This is a genomic window from Streptomyces griseiscabiei, assembly GCF_020010925.1.
Lineage (GTDB): Bacteria > Actinomycetota > Actinomycetes > Streptomycetales > Streptomycetaceae > Streptomyces > Streptomyces griseiscabiei.
Genome location: NZ_JAGJBZ010000005.1, coordinates 264,545 through 285,000 on the forward strand (window position 1 = coordinate 264,545; position 20,456 = coordinate 285,000).

The window sequence follows — 20,456 nt, forward strand, 5'->3', positions numbered from 1 at the left end:
TGTAGCGTAATCTATAAGGGTCACGCGAGGGGGTTCCCCTCTCGCAACCCAAGCCTGGGAGTTCCATGATTCACCTGCCCCTCGCCCAGGATCTCGACAAGGAGATCCACAACCCGCACGAGTTCCACAACCGGGTCCGCAAGGCACTCCTCACCGCCGAGGAGCTGCGGACCAGCCACTTCGGCGGCATCATCACGACGCGCGAGGTCAGCACCCTCACCCACGAGCACATGGCGCTCGCAGCACGCCGGATCAACGAGAAGGCCCCGACGGTGCGGCCCGACGGCAGTCCGACCGGAGACCTGATCGTCGAGATCCTGCTCGCCCTTCACTCGGCTCAGCCCTCGGGCCGCGGCCGCAGCGTTCACCAGCCCGCGTGGGTCGCGGACTTCACCCAGGACCTTCGCCAGGCGATCCCGATCGCCTTCGACGCGTTCTGGAACAAGTTCGACGGTCGCCTGACCATGGACCTGATCGACAGCCTCACCACCCGCCAGATGACGGCCATCGCACGCCGCATCAGGCCCGCAGGACGGACGGCCACCCAGCTGGGCGCTCACTCCGAACGCCTCGTCCGCGATCTCCTCCGCGTCATCCACGACGCCCAGCCCGACGCCTCCGCGACGGCGCCCAGCCCCGTCACGGCGACCCAGCTCGACCAGGGCCAGGCAACCGAGCCGAGCACCCTGCACGAGGCGGTGACCGCGGCGATCGCCGCGGCGGCGCAGTCGAAGACCCCGACGATCGTGGTCTTCAGCCTCCCGCAGCAGTAGTACCCGCCCAGCCCAGGCGGTGCCGTCCGGCACCGCCTGGGCGGCCGCCTTGCAGTACCCGGCTCGGGACCTGCCCGTCCTCGGCGACGGCGCTCTGGCTCGCCACCGACCTGAAGACGCTCAGCCCGGACGTTTCACGCACCCCTTCGCCCGCCCGCGGAAAGCCCGCCGGCCGCATCGAGCACAGCGGCTGGCGGCACCGGGCACGTACCGCGCCACCGCGACCCGGGCACCGATCTGTCCGCGTGCACGCCACGGCGAGGCGATGCCTACGCACGCGATCTCAACTGCCCTCACCACCAAGGAGTTCTGCCATGCACCTCGACCTGGAGAGCACAGTCGCCAGCCTGTCCGTGGGCGACCACGTTCTCGCCACCGGCGCGGACACCCGCGGCCACCAGGTGACCCGCGCCGGCTATCTGCTGGCCGCGCCCCAGCGCAAGACCGGGCAGCACGGCAGCGGCACCCAGGAGGGCTGGCTCGTTTACGTCGGCGCGCTGGAGGCCGTACCCGAGCGCTCCAACTGGGTCATGCTCTACCCCGGCACGGGGCACATCGCCCGTACCCCCGAGCCGGACATGAGCCAGTGGCGCAAGACCCCGCTCGCGGAGACCGGGGCGAGTGCGCGTTCCAGGAACCTGCGGATCATGTTCGGTGGGAAGGCCCTCCGCGGTGCGGCCGAGCCGACCGAGGAAACCCTCGTGGACGTCATCTACAACACCGAGGGCCTGTACGACCTGAGCATCCCGGACGCCGGCGGGAGGACGCACTTCCAGTGCCGCCGGGGCACGGTCATCTGGTGGGCGCCGCTGCCGGCCGCCAAGCGTGAGGAGGGGGAGTGACCCCCCTCCAGGGTCGGCCCCGCAGACTCACCCTGACCGCGCCCGAGCAGCAGGCCCTGCACCTGCCCGGCGCCGAGGACCTGTGCCAGAGGTGGCACGAGCGCACACCGACGTGGCGCCGGACCAGTGAGGGCGGGTTCAATCCTGATCTGCACCGCGTCATCGCCATCCCGGAGGGGCCGGCGCGCCGCTTCGTCGAACGTCATCATTACAGCGGATCCTGGCCCGCCGTTCGCTTCGTCTACGGCCTGCAGCGCACCGACGAGCCGCCCGGCCCCGGGGAGCCCCCGGGCGGCCGGCTCCTGGGAGTCCTCTCCCTCGGCATCCCGATGAACGGCGCCGTGCTCGACGTGTTCGAGGGGACCCGCAGATACGCCGAGACCCTCGAACTCAACCGGCTCGTCCTGCTCGACAGAGCCGAGTCCAACGCCGAATCCTGGTTCTGCGCACGGGCGTTCACCGCGGCCGCCCGCCACGGCATACGCGGCGTCGTAGCCCATTCCGACCCGCACCCGCGGGTCCGGCGTACCCCCGACGGCGGCACCGAGCTCCTCAGCCCCGGCCATATCGGGCACGTGTACGCGGCCCAGGACTTCGTGTACCTGGGACGCACCCGTCCCCGACGCCTCACCGTCCTGCCCGACGCCACGGTGCTTTCTAGTGGAGTACGTGCGGGTTCGTCTGCCGCTGCCCGACCCGGTGAAGCGGCATTTCAGCAGGCAGATCGCGCCTTCGGCGGCGTTCACTCGTTGGTGTGAGATCTCGGCAGTAACTCGCAGATTCTGCGGGTAGTCCCTGTAATTTCCCGGTTCGTGTCAGATTCCGAAAGTCGCGTGCTGACGCTGGTGCGTCCAGGCGCCGATGCCAGCGCGGTGGTGGACCCGGCCGCGGTGTCGGTGGAGTCGGGGTTGGCGGACGTCGTCACCCTGCAGCGGCGCCGCCAGGCCCGCATCTCCGCCGTCGATGAGGAGAGCTTCTTCCTCGACACGCTCTCGGAGTACCAGTGGGCCCGGGACGCTGCCGGCCTGGCGCCGACGACGCTCGACGGCCTGCTCAAGCCCGTGGTGGAAGTCTGTGAGTACTACGGCACCGTGCCGTGGCAGCTCTCCCCGCGGGAGGTCGACCGCTACTTCGCCGGGCCGGGCAAGCGGGCGCCATCGACACTGCGCGGGAAGATCAACAAGATCGACGCGTACTTCGCGTTCCTCGAGCAGCGATACGCGGGCGAGATCATGCGGCGCTTCGGGGCGGCCGTGGAGTCGCCGATCGACCCGTTCAACCGGCCGCGGCATCGCGGAGACTTCGGCCTGCGGATCCCGCCGTCACAGGCGGCGATGCGGGACTTCCTGGGCCGGTGGCGCGAGGACCTGCCCAACGCGCGGAAGTATCTGGTCGCCTGCCGCGACTACGTGATGACCAAGGTGGCCTACCTCTCCGGCGTCCGGGCCGCGGAGTTGTGCGGCGTGTGCATGGGCGATCTGCACTGGGAGCACGGCCAGTGGGGCCGCTTCGTCGTGCTGGGCAAGGGCGCTCACGGTTCGGGGCCGCGGCCGCGCGAGGCATACATGTTCCAGGAGGGCCGCGCCCTCTTGTGGTGGTACATCGAGGAGATCCGGGGCGAGTTCGGCGACGACATCGAGCACCCGCGGGCACCGCTGTGGCCCTCAGAGCGCAAGCCGACCGCAGTCTCCTCGCTGAACCTGCCGATCGCACCGACGATCGTGCCGTCCACGTTCCGCAAGGCGTTGCACACGGCGGCCGCGAGCTACCTGACCGGCCCGGTCACCGATCTCTTTCCGCACCTGCTGCGTCATGCCTGCGCGACCCACAACTACGAGCGCGGAATGACGTTGTGGGAGGTGCAGAAGGTCCTCGGACATGACTGGGCAACCACGACACTTCGGTACATGGCGACCGCTCACGCCGACCCTGAGCACGCGAACCTGACCGCGAGCTCCCGGGCGGCTCAACGACTGGTGATGGACAAGGGGAACCTACGGTGAAGTGGAACCTTCGGATGGTGGCCGCCCAACGGGACCTGTGGCGGCCGACCGAGGTGCTGGCCGCCTTCCAGCAGGTGGGGTTCAACCCCTCGCTGAGCAAGGTCGCGGCCCTGTGGGGCGGTACGCCGGTCACCGTGCGCCTGGAGGACCTGGACAAGATGTGCGCCGCGCTGAACTGCACGGTCGCCGACCTGCTCCAGGCCGAGCCGCTTGCCGATGCCCAGGGGGTGCCGGAGCCCGGCCAACGGGCGGTCGGTGCCGAGGAGGGGCCGACGGCGGGCCCGGTCCGGCCGGTGCCGCGCAGCCGTCGGGGCGCCGGGCCGCGCTCGCTCCCGCCGAACTGAGGGGGGCCGGCGGTGGCGAAGGATCGTGGTCAGGGGTTGGCGCGGAGCTGTCCGGTGTGCCTGGGTTGGCTGGTGGTGCACTGGTATCGGGTGTGCGACGGGTGCCGGCCCTGGGCGAGGAGGTACCCCGAGGTCGGGGTGTGCCCGCGGTGTCGGCACGAGGGCCATCTGAACACGGACGGGCTGTGCAAGCCCTGTCTGATGGCGATTCGGGCCGAGGAGGACGCCGAGTGGGCCCTGGGTCTACAGGAGGCACGGCCGCAGCCGGTCCAGCTGATCGTCGGCGGGATGTACGGCGACCGGTCGGCGGACGCCCGGCCGCTGCGCCGGCCCGCGAAGTCCGGGCTCAAGGTAGGGCAGCAGTGGTGGATCAAGCTGCGGAAGCAGCGGGCCGCCCCGGCCGGGCCGCCGGTGTTGCAGGCGCAGGTGTGCGGTCAGCTTGCGCTCTTCACGGTGCCCAGGTTGCTGACCGACGCCACGGTCAGCGCGATCGTCGGCCGGCCGGTCGCCGGGTGGGAGGAATGCCGCTTGGTGATCGAGGTGATGGCGGCCGAGCACGGCCTGTCCGTGGGCTGGCAGCGGGCAATCGCCGAGATGGTTCGCCTCGCGCTGGCCGTGCGGGAGGCGGAGGGCGCCGTACAGCTGCCCGAGGCGATACTGCGGGACCTGCCGTCCAACGGGGACGCGGTGCGCCTGGTCCTGCTGCGGGCCGGTCTGCTCGACCAGGCACCGGAGCCGATGCGGTTCTCCACCACCAACCAGCCCACCACCACCTACATCACCGCTCCGGCGCCTTTGCCGCTGCCGGTGGCACGGTCATGCCGCGACTGCGATGCCTGGATGGCCAGCGGAAAGCGAGGATCCCGCTGCAATCCGTGCCGTCACTGGCGCGAGCTGCACCCCGTGGGCCAGTGCGTACGGTGCCTGCGGAGCGACCTGCCGCTGCGCGGCAGTCGGTGCCGCACCTGCCGCCTCTACCAGCACCTGGACGACTCGGGCCCCGCCGCAGTGCGCGCCACCCAGCTGGTCATCGACCTTCCGCACGGGGCTCCCGGCCAGGCCCAGTTGATCCCGACCGCCGAACCCGCGCCGGCAGAAGACGAGGACAAGGCCGTGTCCGCCCTCCATGCCGCCCGCGGGCAGGAGCCGCTCTTCGCAATGCGGCGCGACTGGTCGCCGGTCATGGCCCGCCTGCGCCGTCGCAGCTACAGGGACCTGCCGTTGACCACCGCGGCCCGTGCACTGACTGAGGAACTGGACCGGCTGCGCCGCGGCCGGCAGGACCCCGCGTACCGCAAGGACATCCGCACCCTGACGATCCTGGTGTACTGGCTCGGTGCCGAGACGGTCTTCCAGGAGCGGGATGTCCACGACCTCGCCCTGCTCGACCCCAACCTCGGGGCCAAGCGGGTCTGCCAGTTCCTCGCCGCCCGCGGCCTATTGGTCGAAGCACCCGAACTGCACCGGGACACGGACCAGGTGTGGATCGAAGCCACCATCGGCACGCTGCCGCCGACCGTCGCTGACGAGGTCCGTCTGTGGGTACAGGTCCTGCGCGGCCAAGGCCGGCGCGAGCACGAGGCCCGCGGCTACGACGGCATCCGCCGCTACCTCTTCGCCCTCGATCCGATCCTCACCGCCTGGACCAGCAGCGGCATCACCACGCTGCGGCAGATCACCAGCGACCACGCCACCACCGCCATCGACGACCTGACCGGGAGCCCCCGCCGACAGCTCGCCATCAGCCTGCGCAGCCTGTTCAAAGCCCTGCGCCAGGAACGCGTCGTCTTCCGCGACCCCACCCGCAACCTTCCCGTCGGCGACCTCAAGGGCATCCCGAAGTCCGTGCCCTCCGACCTCCTCGCCGGGCTCCTCGACCGCGCCACGACCCCGCTCGGCCGGCTTGTCATCGCCCTGACCGCCGTTCATGCCCTGCCCGGTCACGAGATCCCCACGCTGCTGACCTGCGACCTCAACCTCGCCCACGGCACCCTCGAAGCCCGCCGCGGCCTGCTGCGCCACACCCTCTACATCGAGGAGTTCACCCGTGCCCTCGCCGATGAGTGGCTCATCTACCGCCATCGCCGCTGGCCCGCTTCGACCAACCCCCACCTGCTCGTCAGCCAGCGCACCGCGCTCGACTCCGACCACCCGCCGGTCAGCATGACCATGCTCCACAGGCACCTGCCCAAGGGGTTCACGCTGGACGGCCTCCGCCAGGACCGGATCCTCAACGAGGCGTTCGAGACCGGCGACCCTCTGAAGCTCATGCGCCTGTTCGGCATCACGGAGAAGACCGCCATGCACTACGTCGGCGTCGCCCACCCGGAGCGGACTTCCCAGCTTCCCCGCTGACGGCCGGTGCAAGTACGAAAGAGGCGGGGCCGCCCGGGGCTTCCCGGACGACCCCGCCTGCGAGTGCTGCTCAGGCCGGGACGGCAGCGGTCTCCGGTACGGCTTCAGCCGCGCCGCGGGCGGCGAGGTAGCGCTCGGCGTCCAGGGCCGCGGCCGCACCGGTGCCGGCGGCGGTGATGGCCTGGCGGTAGGTGTGGTCGACGACGTCGCCGGCCGCGAACACGCCGGGAAGGCTGGTGCGCGTCGTCGGGGCGGCGACGGTGACGTAGCCCTCGGCATCGAGGTCGAGCTGGCCGGTGAACAGCTCGGTGCGGGGGTCGTGGCCGATGGCGATGAACAGCCCCGTCACGTCCAGCTCGCGGGTGGCGCCGGTGAAGACGTCGCGCAGGACGACGCCGGCGAGCATGCCGTTGGCCTCCTTGATCTCGGCGATCTCATGATCGAAGGCGAAGGAGATCTTGTCATCAGCGAAGGCCCGGTCCTGCATGACCTTGGAGGCGCGCAGGGTGGAGCGGCGGTGGACGACGGTGACGGAGCGGGCGAAGCGGGTGAGGAAGGTGGCTTCCTCCATGGCGGTGTCGCCGCCGCCGACCACGACGATGTCGCGGCCCTTGAAGAAGAATCCGTCGCAGGTCGCACACCACGAGACGCCCCGGCCGGACAGCTCATCCTCGTTGGACAGGCCGAGCTTGCGGTAGCCGGAGCCGGTCGCGATGATCACCGTCCTGGCGCGGTGCACGGTGCCGGCCGAGTCAGTGAGGAGCTTGATGTCACCGGTCAGGTCGACGGCCACGATGTCGTCGTCGATCATCTCGGCGCCGAACTTCTCGGCCTGCGCCCGCATGTTCTCCATGAGGACCGGGCCGTCGACGCCGTCAGGGAAGCCGGGGAAGTTCTCGACCTCGGTCGTGGTCGTCAGGGACCCGCCGACGAAGATGCTGCTGCCGAACAGCAGCGGGCGGAGCTGGGCGCGGGCGGTGTAGAGGGCGGCGGTGTATCCGGCGGGGCCGGAGCCGATGATGACGACCTCGCGTATCTCGCTCACGCCGTCGCCTCCGGCTTCGCCGGGGCGATCTCCGCGATCAGGCCCTCGACGAGGGTCTTGATCTCGTCGCGGATCGGGCGCACGGCCGCCACGCCCTGCCCGGCCGGGTCCTCCAGCTTCCAGTCGAGGTAGCGCTTGCCGGGGAAGACGGGGCAGGTGTCGCCGCAGCCCATCGTGATGCAGACGTCCGACTCGCGGACCGCGTCGACGGTGAGGACCTTGGGGGTCTCGGCGGAGATGTCGATGCCGACCTCGGCCATGGCCTCGACGGCGGCCGGGTTGACCTGGTCGCCGGGGTTGGAGCCGGCGGAGCGGACCTCGACGCGGTCTCCGGCCAGGTGGGTCAGCCAGGCGGCGGCCATCTGGGAGCGGCCGGCGTTGTGGACGCAGACGAACAGGACGGACGGCTTGTCGGCCATGGTGATCGTTCTCTCTCGTCGCATGGCGGAACCCGGCCGCCAATGACTTCAGCCCCTGCTGGTATCAGCGGGTGGTGATGTGAAAGTATCAGTGCATGCTGACTTCAGTCGATCCTGATGTGATCCGGGTGCTGGGCGATCCGCTCCGCCTCCAGATCGTGACCCTGCTGGCGCGCGAGACGCTGTGCACGACGCACCTGGTCGAGGAGACCGGAGCCAAGCAGACCAACCTGTCCAACCACATGAAGGTGCTGCGCGAGGCCGGGATCGTGGAGACCGAGCCCTGCGGCCGCTTCACCTACTACAAGCTCAAGCCCGAGGTCCTGGCCGGGCTGTCCGAGCAGTTCGCCGCACTGGCCGACTCCGCCCGCACCGCTTCCGAGAACAAGAGGGCCTGCCCGTGACCTCCACCGAGCCCACCACCGTCCAGGGCTCCGGCCCGACCGGGGACGACTCGATCGTCAAGAAGCTCTCCACCCTCGACCGCTACCTCGCGGTGTGGATCCTGCTCGCCATGGCCGTCGGTCTGGGCCTCGGACGGCTCATCCCGGGGATGAACGACGCCCTCGCGAAGATCGAGATCGGCGGGATCTCCCTGCCGATCGCGCTCGGCCTGCTCGTGATGATGTACCCGGTCCTCGCCAAGGTCCGCTACGACCGGCTCGACCGCGTGACCAGTGACCGCAAGCTGCTCATCTCCTCGCTGGTCATCAACTGGATCATCGGGCCGGCGGTGATGTTTGCCCTCGCCTGGATCTTCCTGCCTGACCTGCCCGAATACCGCACCGGGCTCATCATCGTCGGCCTCGCCCGATGCATCGCGATGGTGATCATCTGGAACGACCTCGCCTGCGGCGACCGGGAGGCAGCAGCCGTCCTGGTCGCGCTGAACTCGGTGTTCCAGGTGTTCGCGTTCGGCCTGCTGGGCTGGTTCTACCTCGACCTCCTTCCGCGTTGGATGAACCTCGGTGACGGCCAGGGCCTGGACGTGTCCGTATGGCACATCGCGCTGAACGTCGTCATCTTCCTCGGCATCCCGCTGCTGGCGGGCTTCCTCACCCGCCGCATCGGCGAGCAGAAGATGGGCCGCGCCGACTACGAGGCGAAGTTCCTGCCGAAGATCGGCCCCTGGGCCCTGTACGGGCTGCTGTTCACGATCGTCATCCTCTTCGCCCTCCAGGGCAAGACGATCACCTCGCAGCCGCTTGACGTCGTGCGGATCGCGCTGCCGCTCCTGGTGTACTTCGCGATCATGTTCTTCGGGACGTTCCTGCTCGGCAAGGGCCTGGGCCTGGCCTACGACCGCACCACGACGCTGGCGTTCACGGCGGCGGGCAACAACTTCGAGCTGGCCATCGCGGTCGCCATCGCCACCTTCGGCGTCACCTCCGGCCAGGCCCTGTCCGGCGTCGTCGGACCGCTCATCGAGGTCCCGGTGCTGATCGGCCTGGTCTACGTCGCGCTCGCCTGGCGTAAGAAGTTCGCCCCCGGGGCGGTGACCACGGCCCCGTGACACAGCACACGGATGTGGTGGTGGTCGGCGGCGGCCAAGCCGGGCTCGCCGCCGGCTACCACCTGCGCCGGCGCGGCCTCGACTTCGTGATCCTGGACGGGGAGGCGGCACCGGGCGGGTCCTGGCAGCACATGTGGGACTCCCTGCACCTGTTCTCCCCGGCCGCCTATTCCTCGCTGCCCGGCCGGCTCATGCCCGCCCAGCCCGGCGAGACGTACCCGGATGCCGGGCACGTGGTGGACTACCTCACCGACTACGAGAAGCGCTACGGATTGCCTGTCCAGCACGGCACCCGCGTGACCGCCGTACGCCGCGACGGCGCGAAGCTCCTGGTCGAGGCCGACTCAGGCACCTGGCGAGCCCGCGCGGTCATCAGCGCCACCGGCACCTGGACGCGGCCCTTCCTTCCCGCCGTCCCCGGCCGCGGTCTCTTCACCGGCCGACAGTTCCACACGGTGAACTACCGCTCACCGGCCGACTTCGCCGGCCAGCACGTGATGGTGGTCGGCGGCGGGAACTCCGGCGCCCAGATCGCCGCCGACCTCACCCTCGACGGCCATGCCGAGGTGACGTGGGCGACGCAGCGCCCGCCGCGGTTTCTCCCCGACGACATCGACGGCCGCGCTCTGTTCGACGTCGCCACCGCCCGCCGCCGCGCCCTCGACGCCGGCCGCACGGACACCGGCGGCGTCGCCTCCCTCGGCGACATCGTGGCCGTGCCGGCGGTCCGCGCCGCCCGGGACGCCGGGCTTCTGCACGTGAAGCCGATGTTCGCCCGGCTCACCGCTACCGGTGTCCGATGGTCCGACGGCAGCCAGAGCGATGCGGACGCGATCGTCTGGTGCACCGGCTTCCGCCCGGCGCTGTCCCACCTCGCCCCGCTCAACCTGCGCGGGCCGCGGGGAGGCATCCCCACCGATGGCACACGGGCTGTTGGCGAGCCGCGGCTGCATCTGCTCGGCTACGGCGACTGGACCGGGCCCGCCTCTGCCACCCTGATCGGGGTGGGGCGCCCGGCCGGGGACACGGTCCGTCACATCGCCGGGCAGCTGTCCACCGGGCGGATCCTTGGAGCGGGAGAAGGCCGCAGCGGGAGCCGGACCGTACGATGAGCGCGTGACCTCCTCTGTGCAGCTGTCGAGCCGCCGCCCTGCGGGGCGGCTGTTCGCGCTGCTGGTGCTGGCGGTGCTCGCCGGCCTGCTGGGCATGCATGCCCTCGGCCCCGGCGGAGCGCCGCCAGTGCGTGCGGAGGCGGGCCACGACATGGTGATGGCCGTGTCCCCCGATGCTTCGCACGCGAGCGCGGGATGCTCGCACACGGACGGCGGGACGAGTCACCTTGAGCACGCGGACGGGTCCTGTGCGGCGGCCGGAATCGGTTCCGCCTACGCGCCTCCCCCGCTGGCCGGCGCCCTGCCGGGCACGCCCCTCATCCCTGCCTCGCTGGTGCCGGCTGCTGCCTTGGCCGAGACCGGGCGGGATCCGCCGGACTTGTCTGAGCTGCAACTTCTTCGGATCTAGAGCGACCCGCACGGCACCCTGGCCGGTTTGTTCCCCGGTAGCCGGTGTCGCGCTTCGGCACGCCCTCATCCCATGAACATGCGTGCGCCCTGTCGTGGGTGCGCGCTCAAGGAGTTGCATCACCATGATCAGCAAGCGTTCTCTCGTCCGTCGTACCGCCGCCGGGGCCGCCGCGGGTGCGGCCGCGCTCGTCCTGGCAGCCTGCGGCGGCAACGGCGACAGCTCGGCCGGACACGATGGCCACACCACCGCGTCCCCGTCCGCATCGGCGTCGGCCTCCCAGGGCCGGCACAACGCCGCCGACGTCGCCTTCGCCAAGGGCATGATTCCCCACCACCGCCAGGCCGTGGAGATGGCCGACCTCGCCCCCACCAGGGCCGATTCGGCGCAGGTGAAGAAGCTCGCGGAGGACATCAGGAAGGCCCAGGACCCGGAGATCAAGACCATGTCCGGCTGGCTGACGTCCTGGGGCGAGGAGGTGCCCGCCGACGGCGCCATGGACCACTCCATGCACGGCACGAGCGGCATGATGAGCGCCGAGGAGATGGACAAGCTCAAGAACTCCTCGGGCAAGGCGTTCGACACCGCCTTCATGGAAATGATGATCAAGCACCACGAAGGTGCGGTGGCGATGGCCAAGACCGAGCAGGCCGACGGCGCCTACGAGCCCGCCAAGACCATGGCCGCAGCGATCGTCACCTCCCAGACCAGCGAGATCACCCAGATGAACAAGCTGCTCGGCAAGAACTGACCGGACACCGCAGGTGCGGGTGGGCGCCGTCCGGCGCCCACCCGCCGCGGCACCCCCCGCCTGGTTTCCCCGCCGACAGCTTGGACCCGACGTGATCACCCCTGCCCGCAAACTCCAGCGCCGCGGCCGGACGGCCGCCCTCCTGGCAGCAGCCTTTGCACTGCTTGCCGCCTGCTCCACCTCAGGACCCGACCAGAACACCACCGCCGCCGCAGACCCCGGAACCGGTCACCTGCACGGGCTCGGCGTCGACCCGGCCGACAACGCCGTCTACGCCGCCGGCCACCACGGCGTCTTCCGCCTCACCGGCAAGAAGGCGGCCCGCGTGGCCGACCGCTACCAGGACACCATGGGCTTCACCGTCACCGGCCCGTCCACCTTCCTGGCCAGCGGCCACCCCTCCCCGGCCGACCCGGAAGCCCGGTCACCGCACCTGGGCCTGATACGCAGCACGGACGCCGGCCGGACCTGGAGCACGCTGTCCGCCGAAGGCGAAGCAGACTTCCACGCCCTCGAACAGGCCGGCAGCACGCTGTACGGGTTCGACAGCCAGAGCGGGAAGCTGTGGGCCAGCACCGACGGCGGCCGCAGCTGGGACCAACGCGCCGCCCTGCCTCTGCTCGACCTCGCCGCCCACCCCCAGAACCCCCACACGGTCTGGGCGGCCACCGGAAGGGGGCTTGAGCACAGCACGGACGCCGGGCGCACCTTCCGGGCCGTCCCCGCCGCCCCGGGGCTGGTCGCCGTCGACGAGCCGGAGCCCGGACTCCTCATCGCGCTGGCCGCGGACGGCCGCGTCGTCAGCAGCCGCGGCGGCCAGACGTGGACCGAGAGCGGCCGCCTGCCCGAAGACGGCGAGCCCACCGTGCTCACGGCGGTGACCGCGCAGCGCCTGCTGGCCGCCGACAGCACCGACACCGTCTACGAGTCCACCGACGCCGGCCGCACCTGGGCCGTCCTCCACCGCCCCTCCGCAGCCGCCGACAACCACTAGAGGAATACCCCTGGGGGGTATATTGTTCTGGATGTGGGATCCGGGAACGGGCCACACAGGACGGGAATGGGGATGAACGTCATGGACCACACCGCTCACCACACCGACGACCACACCGCCCACCAGGCACATCACGGTCACGACCACGGCGGCCATGCGGCCGGGGCGTCCTGGCCGACGGCGGCGAAGGCGACGCTGCACTGCCTGACCGGCTGCGCCATCGGCGAGATCCTCGGCATGGTCATCGGTACCGCCCTGATGTGGGGCAACGTGGAGACCATGGTCCTGGCGATCACGCTCGCGTTCGTCTTCGGCTATTCCTTCACCCTGTTCGCGGTCCGCCGGGCCGGCCTGGACTTCAAGACCGCGATCAAGGTCGCGCTCGCCGCCGACACCGTCTCGATCGCGGTGATGGAGCTCGTCGACAACGGCATCATCGCCCTCACCCCCGGCGCGATGGACGCCCACCTCTCCGACGGGCTGTTCTGGTCGGCGCTCCTGGGCGGCTTCGCGGTCGCCTTCGTGATCACCACGCCGGTGAACAAGTGGATGATCGGCCGCGGCAAGGGCCACGCTGTCGTCCACGCCTACCACTGACCCCGGCCGCCCGGCGCACCGCATGGTGCGCCGGGCGCGTTCGCGCCGGCGGGGGTTAGCTGGAGGGGTACCGGGGGCTCGCGAGGCGGCTTGCCGGAGTCGCCGGCCCCGCGGCACCAAGGAGGCACACGTGATGTCCAGCACCGTCAAGGACATGCTCGCCACCTACCCGGCCGACCTCGGCGACATCGACCAGGCCAAGCTCGCTACCTGCATCGAAGCATGCATCGCCTGCGCACAGGCGTGTACGGCATGCGCGGACGCCTGCCTGTCGGAGGGCATGGTGGGCGATCTGACCAAGTGCATCCGCACCGACATGGACTGCGCCGACATCTGCACCGCCACCGCCTCGGTGCTCTCCCGCCACACCGGCTACGACGCCAACATCACCCGCACGATGCTCCAGGCGTGCGCCATGGTCTGCAAGGCGTGCGGCGACGAGTGCGCATCCCACGCCGACATGCACGAGCACTGCCGCGTCTGCGCCGAAGCCTGCCGCTCCTGCGAGAGCGCCTGCAACGAACTGATCGAGGCCCTGGGCTGAGACCGGGCTCGCTTCCGCGACAGGCCGCGACGGTCAGGGATCGGGCAGGTTGGCGAAGATTGATGCCGCGATCTGCGCGGCGCACTGTCGGCTGATGACGTGGCCGGGCACCTCGGGGCGTCTTCTTGGCCCGAACGTCGGCGTTGTGATGCTGGTGAAGAAGGTCAGCGCGTCGCGGCAGGTCCTCGCCGGGGGGCGCATCCAGGGCGCTGCCCGATGAACGCCACCGCGCTCGCAGATCCGCTCGCCACGACGCCCTTCCCTGTCCCGGTCAGGCCGCAGCCGGCGGGGTCAGCAGGTTGCCCATCGCCGCCAGCACGGACGGCTCAACCCGGTAGTACACCCAGGTGCCGCGTCGCTCGGAGGTGAGCAGCCCGGCTTCCTTCAGTTTCTTCAGGTGGTGGGAGACGGTGGGTTGGGAGACGCCGACGTCGGAGATGTCGCACACGCATGCCTCCCCGCCCTCGTGGGAGGCCACGGCGGAGAACAGCCGCAGCCGCACCGGGTCACCGAGGGCCTTGAACATCCGCGAGGCCGTCTCGGCCTCCTCGGCGGTCATCGGGCGCTCGCTCAGCGGCGGGCAGCACGGCACCACCCCCTGGCCGTCGGCGGGCTCAAGCAGCGGCAGCACCTTCGCATTCGACATGCGTCTATGTTGACACGCGTCGAACCAGCAGGCCCACCCGTCGCTGATTCCGCTTAGGCGAAGGGTCGTTTGCGTAGGCCACTCCCTATAAGTCGACGGCCTGAGCGGCAGTCGTCACGCTCCCCTCGATACCCCCCTAGGTATCTCTGTTACGGTGGATTGAGATACCCCGGGGGGTAATCGTGTTGTGAGGAGAGTGTGAGCCGTGTTCTTTGCCGAGATCCTTGAGACGGAAGGTTTGGGCAACCGCAGCTATCTGGCCGGCAGGGCCCGGGCGGCGGTGGTGGTGGATCCGCCGCGGGACATCGACCGGGTGATCGCGGCAGCGGCCCGGCGCGGGGTCAGGATCGCGGCCGTCGCGGAGACGCACGTGCACAACGACTACGTCACCGGCGGCCTGGAGCTGGCCCGGCTGACCGGCGCCCGCTACCTGGTGCCCGCCGGTGCGTCGGTGGCGTACGCCCGGGTCGCGGTGGCCGACGGCGATGTCGAGGAGATCGACGAGGGCCTGGTGCTGCGGGCCGTGGCCACCCCCGGTCACACCCCGCACCACACCTCCTACGTACTGGAGGAGAACGGGCGAGCGGTCGCCGCGTTCACCGGCGGCTCGCTGCTGATCGGCAGCGTGGGCCGCCCCGATCTGGTGGAGCCGCGACTCACCGAACAGCTGGCCCGGGCCCAGCACGCCTCCGCGCACCGGCTCGCCGCCGAGCTGGCCGATGAGGTGCCGGTGATGCCGACGCACGGGTTCGGCAGCTTCTGCTCCGCCGGCCAGAGTGGCGGCGAGCACAGCACCATCGGCACGGAGAAGGCGGCCAACCCGGCGCTCCTGAAGGACGTGGAGACGTTCGTCAAGGAGCTGCTGGCCGGGCTGGACGACGTTCCGGCCTACTACGCACACATGGGCCCGGCCAACGCCGCGGGCCCCGTCCCGGTGGACCTGACCGCCCCGGAGCGCGCGGACGCGGGGGAGATCGCGCGCCGTCTGGCGGCCGGGGAGTGGGTCGTGGACCTGCGCAGCCGTGTGGCGTTCTCGCAGGGCCATGTGGCGGGCTCGTTCAACTTCGAGGTCGAGGGCCAGCTCGCCACCTACCTGGCGTGGATGATGCCGTGGGGCAAGCCGGTCACCCTGCTCGCACAGAGCGCCGAGGACCTCGCCCGTGCCCAGCGTGAGCTCGCCCGGGTCGGCATCGACCGCCCCGCCGCCGCAGCCGTGGGTTCCCCGGCCGACTGGGCCGGTGAGGGGGCGCCGCTCGCTTCGTTCCCGCGGGCGACGTTCGCCGACCTGGCTGCCGCACGCGAGCGGGGCGAGGAGCCGGTGGTGCTGGACGTGCGCCGCGACGGCGAGCGAGCCGGTGGCTGGATCGAGGGCAGCGTGCACATCCCGGTCCACCAGGTCCACCAGCGCCTTCACGAGGTGCCCGCCGGGACGGTGTGGGTGCACTGCGCGGGCGGCATGCGCGCGGCGATCGCCGCCTCCGTCCTGGACGCCTCGGGACGTGACGTCGTCGCCGTAGACGACGGCTACACCGCGGCCGCCGACGCCGGCCTCACCCTCGTCACGCCCGCCCAGCACTGACCGCACCACCCGATCCCCGCCGGGCCACCAGAGCCGGCCGGGTCACAGGCACCAGAGGAAGCACCATGCTCTTGCCCGAATGCGGCCCCGGCCGCGTCACACCGGCACAGGCCCACCGCGCCGTCGAGGACGGCTCCGCACTGCTCGCCGACGTCCGCGAGGAGGACGAGTTCCAGGCCGGTCACGCCCCTGCGGCCTTCTTCCTGCCGCTGTCCCGGCTGGCCGGGGGCGCGGACCTGCCCAGCCGGATGGACGGCCGTGACCTGCTGCTGATCTGCCGCTCCGGGCACCGCTCCCAGCAGGCCGCCCGGCTGCTCGCCGACCGCGGTGTCACAGCGGTCGACGTCACCGGCGGGATGCGCGCCTGGGTGGCCGAGGGCCTGCCCGTGCAGGACGCGCACGGGGCGGCGGGCAGCGTCATATGACCGCGCTCCTTCTCGCCCTGCTCGCCGGGGCGCTGGTCGGCCTCGCTCTGGGATCGCTCGGGGCGGGCGGCAGCATCCTGACCGTCCCCGCCCTGATCTACCTGCTCGGCTTCAGTCCGGCCGAGGCCACCACCGCCAGCCTGATCATCGTGATCGTCACCTCGCTCACCGCGCTGCTGGCCCACGCCCGGGCCGGGACGGTGCGCTGGCGGGCCGGCCTGCTCTTCGCCGCGGCCGGGCTGGGCCCTGCCGCGGCGGCCGGCCTGCTGTCCGCGCACATCCCCGCCGCCGTGCTGACCCTGGCCTTCGCCGCCCTCGCGGTCCTCGCCGGACTGCGCATGCTGCGCCGCAGGACACCGTCCGAAGACGTGACAGCGCCCGCCTCCGTGCCCCGCGCCACGGGGGCGGGAGCCGCACTGGGCGCGGTGACCGGGTTCCTCGGGGTCGGCGGCGGCTTCCTCGCCGTACCCGCCCTGGTGGCGGCACTGGCGGTGCCGATGAGCGCGGCCGTCGGCACGAGCCTGCTGGTCATCATCGCCAACGCGCTGGTCGCTCTCGCGGCCCGCGCGACGACCGAGGTCAGCCTGGACTGGGCCCTGATCATGCCGTTCATCGCGACGGCGGTCCTGGGCGCCTGGGACGGCAAACGCCTGTCCGCGAAGGTCAGGCCAGCCACCCTGCAGCGGGCCTTCGGCACCCTGCTGCTGGCAGTCGCCGCGGTGATGGCGACGGGCACCCTGCTGTGACACACCCGTGGGGCCTGCCGTGCACGCACCATCGGTGCGTGCACCCAGGCCCCACGGGGGGACGAAAGTTTTTCAGGCCAGTGAAAGGAACAGCTTCTCCAGCCGGGCCCGCATCTGCGCGGAATCCCGCACCTCGGGATCGTCACTGGTCATGCACTGCTGCAGACCGGTCGCGATGATCGAGAACCCGGCCCGGTCCAGCGCCTTGGAGACCGCCGACAACTGCGTGACGACGTCCTCGCAGTCCCGGCCCTCCTCGATCATCTTGATCACTCCCGCGAGCTGACCCTGCGCCCGCCGCAGCCGGTTCAGCGCCGACTTCAGCTCCTCGGCACTCATGTCGAGTTGCACACCAACCTCCTCACATACCCCCGTGGGTATCCTACCGTGGGGAACCGCTCAGAAAGGCGAACCATTCCATGACCACTCCCACCGCACTCGCCCCCGCCCAGGCCGCCGCCCGCTTCGGCGAGTTCACCGTGATCGACGTCCGCACCCCCGGCGAGTACGCCACCGGACACCTGCCCGGCGCCCACAACATCCCCCTGGACCGCCTCGACGAGGCCACCGACGCCCTGAAGAAGGCCGCCCAGCGCGCCCCGCTCCTTATCGTCTGCGCCTCCGGAGCCCGCTCCGCCAAGGGCTGCGAGAAGCTGGCCGCCCAGGGCATCGACGCCACCACCCTCGAAGGCGGCACCACCGCCTGGACCGCCGCCGGCCGGGAGACCGAGCGCCCGACGGGGGCCCGCGCGACCTGGCCCATGGACCGCCAGGTCCGCCTCGCCGCCGGCACCCTGGTCCTCGCCGGCTTCCTCGGCGGTCTCGCCTGGACGCCCGCGCACTGGCTGTCCGGGGCGATCGGCGCCGGACTCGTCTTCTCCGGCGCAACCAACACCTGCGGCATGTCCGCAGCCCTGGCCAAACTCCCCCACAACCAGCCGCCCAAGAGTGCGGTCTCGTTCCAGGAGACCCTGCTGCGCGTGGCCGCCTGACCCCACCCCGGTACCCCGTGGGATGTGATGTCACTGTGGCAGGGATTCCCGGCTACTGCGGTGTGGAGCTGTTCTGTTTCGCCCCGGGCCCGGGCCGGTCCTCGCGCCAGGACAGGGCCACGAGCAGCAGGCCGCCGCAGACGATGAAGACGTCGGCGAGGTTGAAGGTGGGCCACCAGCCGGTGTGCAGGTAGTCGGTGACCCGCCCGTCCGGGGCGCGGTCGATGAGGTTGGCGAGGGCGCCGCCGAGAACGGCGGCGAGCGCGATGCCCCATGGCCGGCGGGACGTTGCAGCGGTCCGCCACAGCACGACCGCGACCGCCGTCGTGATCAGGGCAGTGACGGCGACGACGGTCCAGGCCGGGGCGTCGGCGGCGAAGGAGAACGCGACCCCGGAGTTGAAGGCGAGTTCCATATCGAGCGGTCCGCCCTCGATAGGGGAGCCCGGCAGGGCGCGCTCCGCCCATGCCTTGATGCCCAGGTCCGTTCCGGCCAGGGCGGCGGCCAGGGCCAGCAGCCCCGTCCGGCGCTTGAGGGCGCCGGACGGGGCCACGGCTGTGGTGGGGGCGGTCACTTGCAGCCGTCCGAGCAGGAGGAGTCGCCGGTCGCGGTGGCGGGCTTGTCGTCGTCCTCGCAGCCGTCGTCGCAGACGAGTTCGCCTTCCCAGGCTTCCTTGCCCTCCATGATCGCGAAGGCGGCGATGACGAAGCCGGCGACCGGGTCGATCCAGGTCCAGCCGAAGGCGCCGAACGCGAGCAGGCCGACGAAGGTGGACACCGACAGCCAGGCGCACAGCTTGGTCTCGGCGGCGTCCGCGACGACCAGGCGGGAGTTCATCTCCAGTCCGGCCTTGCGCTTGGCGCGTGCCAGCCACGGCATGATCACGATGGACAGGCCGGTCAGGGCGATGCCGACGATCGAGGTGTCGGGCTTCTCGCCGCCGAACAGGTCGCGGACGCCTTCGACGGTGACGTACGCGGCGAGCGCGAAGAACGTGATCGCGATGAACTTCAGCGCCCGGCGTTCCTTGGCCTCGTCCGGCTCACCGCCCTTGATCTCCGCCAACAGCCGCACCAGCACCACCACCGCGGCGGCGACCTCGATGCCGGAGTCGATGCCGAACCCGATCAGCGAGACCGCCCCGGCGACCGTGCCGGCCGCGATGGCGATGACGCCCTCGATCACGTTGTAGCCGATGGTGAACTTCGCGTACCGCACCGCGCGGTGCGCAGCCGGCCCGGTGACATCGGGGACGGAGGCGGGAGTGGTGCTCATCGGGCGGGCTCCTCGGGGGCGGGGTGGGTTCCGTAGGCGGGGCACAGGTCGACGGCCTCGCCGGTCGCGGCGAGCAGCTGCTCGGCTGCGGCCAGCAGGTCCAGCAGCTCCGGGCGGGCCAGCGAGTGCAACGTGGCCCGCCCTTGCGGGCGGGAGGTGATCAGGCCACAGTCGCGCAGGCAGGACAGGTGCGCCGAGACCGTGGACTGCGCCAGCCCGACGCAGGCGACCAGGTCGGTGACCCGGGCCTCGCCCTCCGCGAGCCGTTTGAGGATCGCCAGTCGGGCCGGGTCACCCAGGGACCGGAACAGCGCCACCGCCGCCGAGGGTGCCCCGCACGAGGTGGTGGCCGTACTGCCGACCGCCGTGCTATTCATCGTCATGGGACGATGATAGCTACAACTGCCGATGACATCTATGGGGGTCGTGTCATGCTGATGAACCGGATCGAGACGGCGGCGGTCAACAGCCCCGCCCGCCGGGCCCTGCAACGGTTCTACGAGGTCCCGGCGCTGATGAAGCTGGCCGGCGGCCCGCTCGCGCCGGAGCGAGGGCGGTCGAGATTGGCTGCGGTTCCGGGTTCGGCACGCGGATGATCCTCGACCACTTCGGCGCCGCGAAGGTCGACGCCCTCGACCTGGACGCCGCCATGGTGGCCAAGGCGAGGCGCCGCCTGGCCGACCGGCCGGGGCGGGTGCGCCTCGAGGCGGGGGACGCCACCGACCTGAAGGCGGCCTTCGGCGCCGAGGACGGCACGTACGACGCGGCGTTCGACTTCGCGATCATCCATCACATCCCCGACTGGCGATCCGCCGTCGCCGAGATCGCCCGCGTCCTGAAGCCGGGCGGGGTCTTCGTCTTCGACGAGGTCACCGCACATGCCCTGGCTCGCCCCACCTACCGCAGGCTCTTCGACCACCCTGAGCACGACAGGTTCACCGCACGCGAGTTCCTGGCCGAGCTGCCACGCCACGGCCTGGCGGTCACGGGCGCCTTCACCCGCATCAGCGGCGACTACCTGCTCGGCACCGCCCGAAAGCGGGCAGCGAACCGGGGCTGAGCGTCCAGGCCGCCAGGGCACCGGGAGCCCGG

At 71.1% G+C, this 20,456-nt stretch carries 28 protein-coding genes; 21 read left to right on the forward strand and 7 right to left on the reverse strand.

Translation table 11 applies throughout. The annotated features are described in order from the left end of the window. Positions 1-65 precede the first annotated feature (65 nt). From J8M51_RS44080 to J8M51_RS44105, 6 genes are all read left to right on the forward strand, one after another. A complete protein-coding gene (locus J8M51_RS44080; protein WP_060880497.1) occupies positions 66-773 on the forward strand; it encodes a hypothetical protein in 708 nt (235 codons plus the stop codon). A 314-nt stretch (positions 774-1,087) separates the two neighbouring features. Next, complete coding sequence (locus J8M51_RS44085; RefSeq protein WP_060880496.1) at positions 1,088-1,615, forward strand: hypothetical protein; 528 nt, start codon at positions 1,088-1,090, stop codon at positions 1,613-1,615. Beyond that, positions 1,612-2,373: a Mom family adenine methylcarbamoylation protein gene (locus J8M51_RS44090; RefSeq protein ID WP_086756300.1), complete on the forward strand. Its 762-nt coding sequence runs from the start codon at positions 1,612-1,614 to the stop codon at positions 2,371-2,373. Before J8M51_RS44085 ends, J8M51_RS44090 begins: the two co-directional genes overlap by 4 nt. Before the next feature lie 75 nt (positions 2,374-2,448). After that, complete coding sequence (locus J8M51_RS44095; protein ID WP_256964844.1) at positions 2,449-3,618, forward strand: tyrosine-type recombinase/integrase; 1,170 nt, start codon at positions 2,449-2,451, stop codon at positions 3,616-3,618. Next, complete coding sequence (locus J8M51_RS44100) at positions 3,615-3,962, forward strand: helix-turn-helix domain-containing protein (RefSeq protein ID WP_179202440.1); 348 nt, start codon at positions 3,615-3,617, stop codon at positions 3,960-3,962. The genes J8M51_RS44095 and J8M51_RS44100 overlap by 4 nt, the downstream gene beginning before the upstream one ends. A gap of 201 nt (positions 3,963-4,163) precedes the next feature. Continuing rightward, positions 4,164-6,317, forward strand: a complete 2,154-nt coding sequence (locus J8M51_RS44105) for a hypothetical protein (protein ID WP_237277130.1) — start codon at positions 4,164-4,166, stop codon at positions 6,315-6,317. Between the two features lie 70 nt (positions 6,318-6,387). On the opposite strand, the gene trxB is transcribed toward J8M51_RS44105, so the two are convergent. Both trxB and J8M51_RS44115 read right to left on the reverse strand, forming a co-directional pair. Continuing rightward, positions 6,388-7,362: a thioredoxin-disulfide reductase gene (trxB, locus tag J8M51_RS44110; RefSeq protein ID WP_076968407.1), complete on the reverse strand. Its 975-nt coding sequence runs from the start codon at positions 7,360-7,362 to the stop codon at positions 6,388-6,390. Continuing rightward, entirely contained in the window at positions 7,359-7,781 is a 423-nt protein-coding gene (locus tag J8M51_RS44115) for an arsenate reductase ArsC (RefSeq protein ID WP_076968406.1), read from the reverse strand. Before J8M51_RS44115 ends, trxB begins: the two co-directional genes overlap by 4 nt. A gap of 95 nt (positions 7,782-7,876) precedes the next feature. On the opposite strand from J8M51_RS44115, the gene J8M51_RS44120 reads away from it, so the two are divergent. From J8M51_RS44120 to J8M51_RS44160, 9 genes are all read left to right on the forward strand, one after another. Then, complete coding sequence (locus J8M51_RS44120) at positions 7,877-8,185, forward strand: ArsR/SmtB family transcription factor (protein ID WP_026328687.1); 309 nt, start codon at positions 7,877-7,879, stop codon at positions 8,183-8,185. After that, entirely contained in the window at positions 8,182-9,294 is a 1,113-nt protein-coding gene (arsB, locus tag J8M51_RS44125) for an ACR3 family arsenite efflux transporter (protein WP_076968405.1), read from the forward strand. Before J8M51_RS44120 ends, arsB begins: the two co-directional genes overlap by 4 nt. Further along, complete coding sequence (locus J8M51_RS44130) at positions 9,291-10,406, forward strand: ArsO family NAD(P)H-dependent flavin-containing monooxygenase (protein WP_076968404.1); 1,116 nt, start codon at positions 9,291-9,293, stop codon at positions 10,404-10,406. The genes arsB and J8M51_RS44130 overlap by 4 nt, the downstream gene beginning before the upstream one ends. Before the next feature lie 4 nt (positions 10,407-10,410). Beyond that, the gene (locus J8M51_RS44135) at positions 10,411-10,815 is read left to right on the forward strand and encodes a DUF6153 family protein (protein WP_076968403.1); all 405 of its coding nucleotides are present in this window, start codon (positions 10,411-10,413) and stop codon (positions 10,813-10,815) included. Between the two features lie 124 nt (positions 10,816-10,939). Then, a complete protein-coding gene (locus tag J8M51_RS44140; protein WP_076968402.1) occupies positions 10,940-11,566 on the forward strand; it encodes a DUF305 domain-containing protein in 627 nt (208 codons plus the stop codon). 91 nt (positions 11,567-11,657) lie between these two features. Next, a complete protein-coding gene (locus J8M51_RS44145; protein ID WP_079251450.1) occupies positions 11,658-12,560 on the forward strand; it encodes a F510_1955 family glycosylhydrolase in 903 nt (300 codons plus the stop codon). A gap of 81 nt (positions 12,561-12,641) precedes the next feature. Continuing rightward, positions 12,642-13,157, forward strand: a complete 516-nt coding sequence (locus J8M51_RS44150) for a DUF4396 domain-containing protein (protein WP_076968429.1) — start codon at positions 12,642-12,644, stop codon at positions 13,155-13,157. Between the two features lie 133 nt (positions 13,158-13,290). Continuing rightward, positions 13,291-13,701 carry a four-helix bundle copper-binding protein gene (locus tag J8M51_RS44155; RefSeq protein WP_076968401.1) on the forward strand — a complete coding sequence of 137 codons (411 nt, stop codon included), beginning with the start codon at positions 13,291-13,293 and terminating at the stop codon, positions 13,699-13,701. Positions 13,702-13,750: 49 nt separating this feature from the next. Continuing rightward, positions 13,751-13,921, forward strand: a complete 171-nt coding sequence (locus J8M51_RS44160; protein WP_179115584.1) for a hypothetical protein — start codon at positions 13,751-13,753, stop codon at positions 13,919-13,921. A gap of 51 nt (positions 13,922-13,972) precedes the next feature. Here J8M51_RS44160 and J8M51_RS44165 read toward each other — a convergent pair whose 3' ends face one another. Next, positions 13,973-14,347 (reverse strand): ArsR/SmtB family transcription factor, encoded by a 375-nt coding sequence (locus J8M51_RS44165; protein ID WP_076968400.1) that lies wholly within the window; start codon positions 14,345-14,347, stop codon positions 13,973-13,975. Positions 14,348-14,552: 205 nt separating this feature from the next. Between J8M51_RS44165 and J8M51_RS44170 the strand changes: the two genes are divergently transcribed. The 3 genes from J8M51_RS44170 to J8M51_RS44180 all read left to right on the forward strand — a co-directional run bounded on the left by J8M51_RS44170 (position 14,553) and on the right by J8M51_RS44180 (position 17,097). Next, entirely contained in the window at positions 14,553-15,926 is a 1,374-nt protein-coding gene (locus tag J8M51_RS44170) for an MBL fold metallo-hydrolase (RefSeq protein WP_086762467.1), read from the forward strand. 65 nt (positions 15,927-15,991) lie between these two features. Beyond that, positions 15,992-16,351, forward strand: coding sequence for a rhodanese-like domain-containing protein (locus J8M51_RS44175; RefSeq protein ID WP_086762465.1), 360 nt, complete (start codon positions 15,992-15,994; stop codon positions 16,349-16,351). After that, a complete protein-coding gene (locus J8M51_RS44180; protein ID WP_086762463.1) occupies positions 16,348-17,097 on the forward strand; it encodes a sulfite exporter TauE/SafE family protein in 750 nt (249 codons plus the stop codon). The genes J8M51_RS44175 and J8M51_RS44180 overlap by 4 nt, the downstream gene beginning before the upstream one ends. A 72-nt stretch (positions 17,098-17,169) precedes the next feature. On the opposite strand, the gene J8M51_RS44185 is transcribed toward J8M51_RS44180, so the two are convergent. Then, the gene (locus J8M51_RS44185; RefSeq protein WP_076968396.1) at positions 17,170-17,448 is read right to left on the reverse strand and encodes a metal-sensitive transcriptional regulator; all 279 of its coding nucleotides are present in this window, start codon (positions 17,446-17,448) and stop codon (positions 17,170-17,172) included. Positions 17,449-17,516: 68 nt separating this feature from the next. On the opposite strand from J8M51_RS44185, the gene J8M51_RS44190 reads away from it, so the two are divergent. Then, on the forward strand, positions 17,517-18,089 hold the full coding sequence (locus J8M51_RS44190) for a rhodanese-like domain-containing protein (RefSeq protein ID WP_076968395.1): 573 nt from the start codon (positions 17,517-17,519) through the stop codon (positions 18,087-18,089). A gap of 52 nt (positions 18,090-18,141) precedes the next feature. Here the strand turns inward: J8M51_RS44190 and J8M51_RS44195 are convergent, their stop codons facing one another. From J8M51_RS44195 to J8M51_RS44205, 3 genes are read right to left on the reverse strand one after another with little or no spacing between them, the layout of a single operon-like run. Next, on the reverse strand, positions 18,142-18,663 hold the full coding sequence (locus J8M51_RS44195) for a signal peptidase II (protein ID WP_076968394.1): 522 nt from the start codon (positions 18,661-18,663) through the stop codon (positions 18,142-18,144). Then, the gene (locus tag J8M51_RS44200; RefSeq protein WP_086762461.1) at positions 18,660-19,364 is read right to left on the reverse strand and encodes a cation diffusion facilitator family transporter; all 705 of its coding nucleotides are present in this window, start codon (positions 19,362-19,364) and stop codon (positions 18,660-18,662) included. The genes J8M51_RS44195 and J8M51_RS44200 overlap by 4 nt, the downstream gene beginning before the upstream one ends. Beyond that, positions 19,361-19,747: an ArsR/SmtB family transcription factor gene (locus J8M51_RS44205; protein ID WP_076968392.1), complete on the reverse strand. Its 387-nt coding sequence runs from the start codon at positions 19,745-19,747 to the stop codon at positions 19,361-19,363. Before J8M51_RS44205 ends, J8M51_RS44200 begins: the two co-directional genes overlap by 4 nt. A gap of 48 nt (positions 19,748-19,795) precedes the next feature. Here J8M51_RS44205 and J8M51_RS44210 point away from each other — a divergent pair, with 48 nt between their 5' ends. Together J8M51_RS44210 and J8M51_RS44215 are read left to right on the forward strand one after the other, a co-directional pair. Further along, on the forward strand, positions 19,796-19,960 hold the full coding sequence (locus J8M51_RS44210) for a hypothetical protein (protein ID WP_237277300.1): 165 nt from the start codon (positions 19,796-19,798) through the stop codon (positions 19,958-19,960). Continuing rightward, positions 19,957-20,424, forward strand: coding sequence for a class I SAM-dependent methyltransferase (locus J8M51_RS44215; RefSeq protein ID WP_237277298.1), 468 nt, complete (start codon positions 19,957-19,959; stop codon positions 20,422-20,424). Before J8M51_RS44210 ends, J8M51_RS44215 begins: the two co-directional genes overlap by 4 nt. The last annotated feature ends 32 nt before the right edge of the window (positions 20,425-20,456 follow it).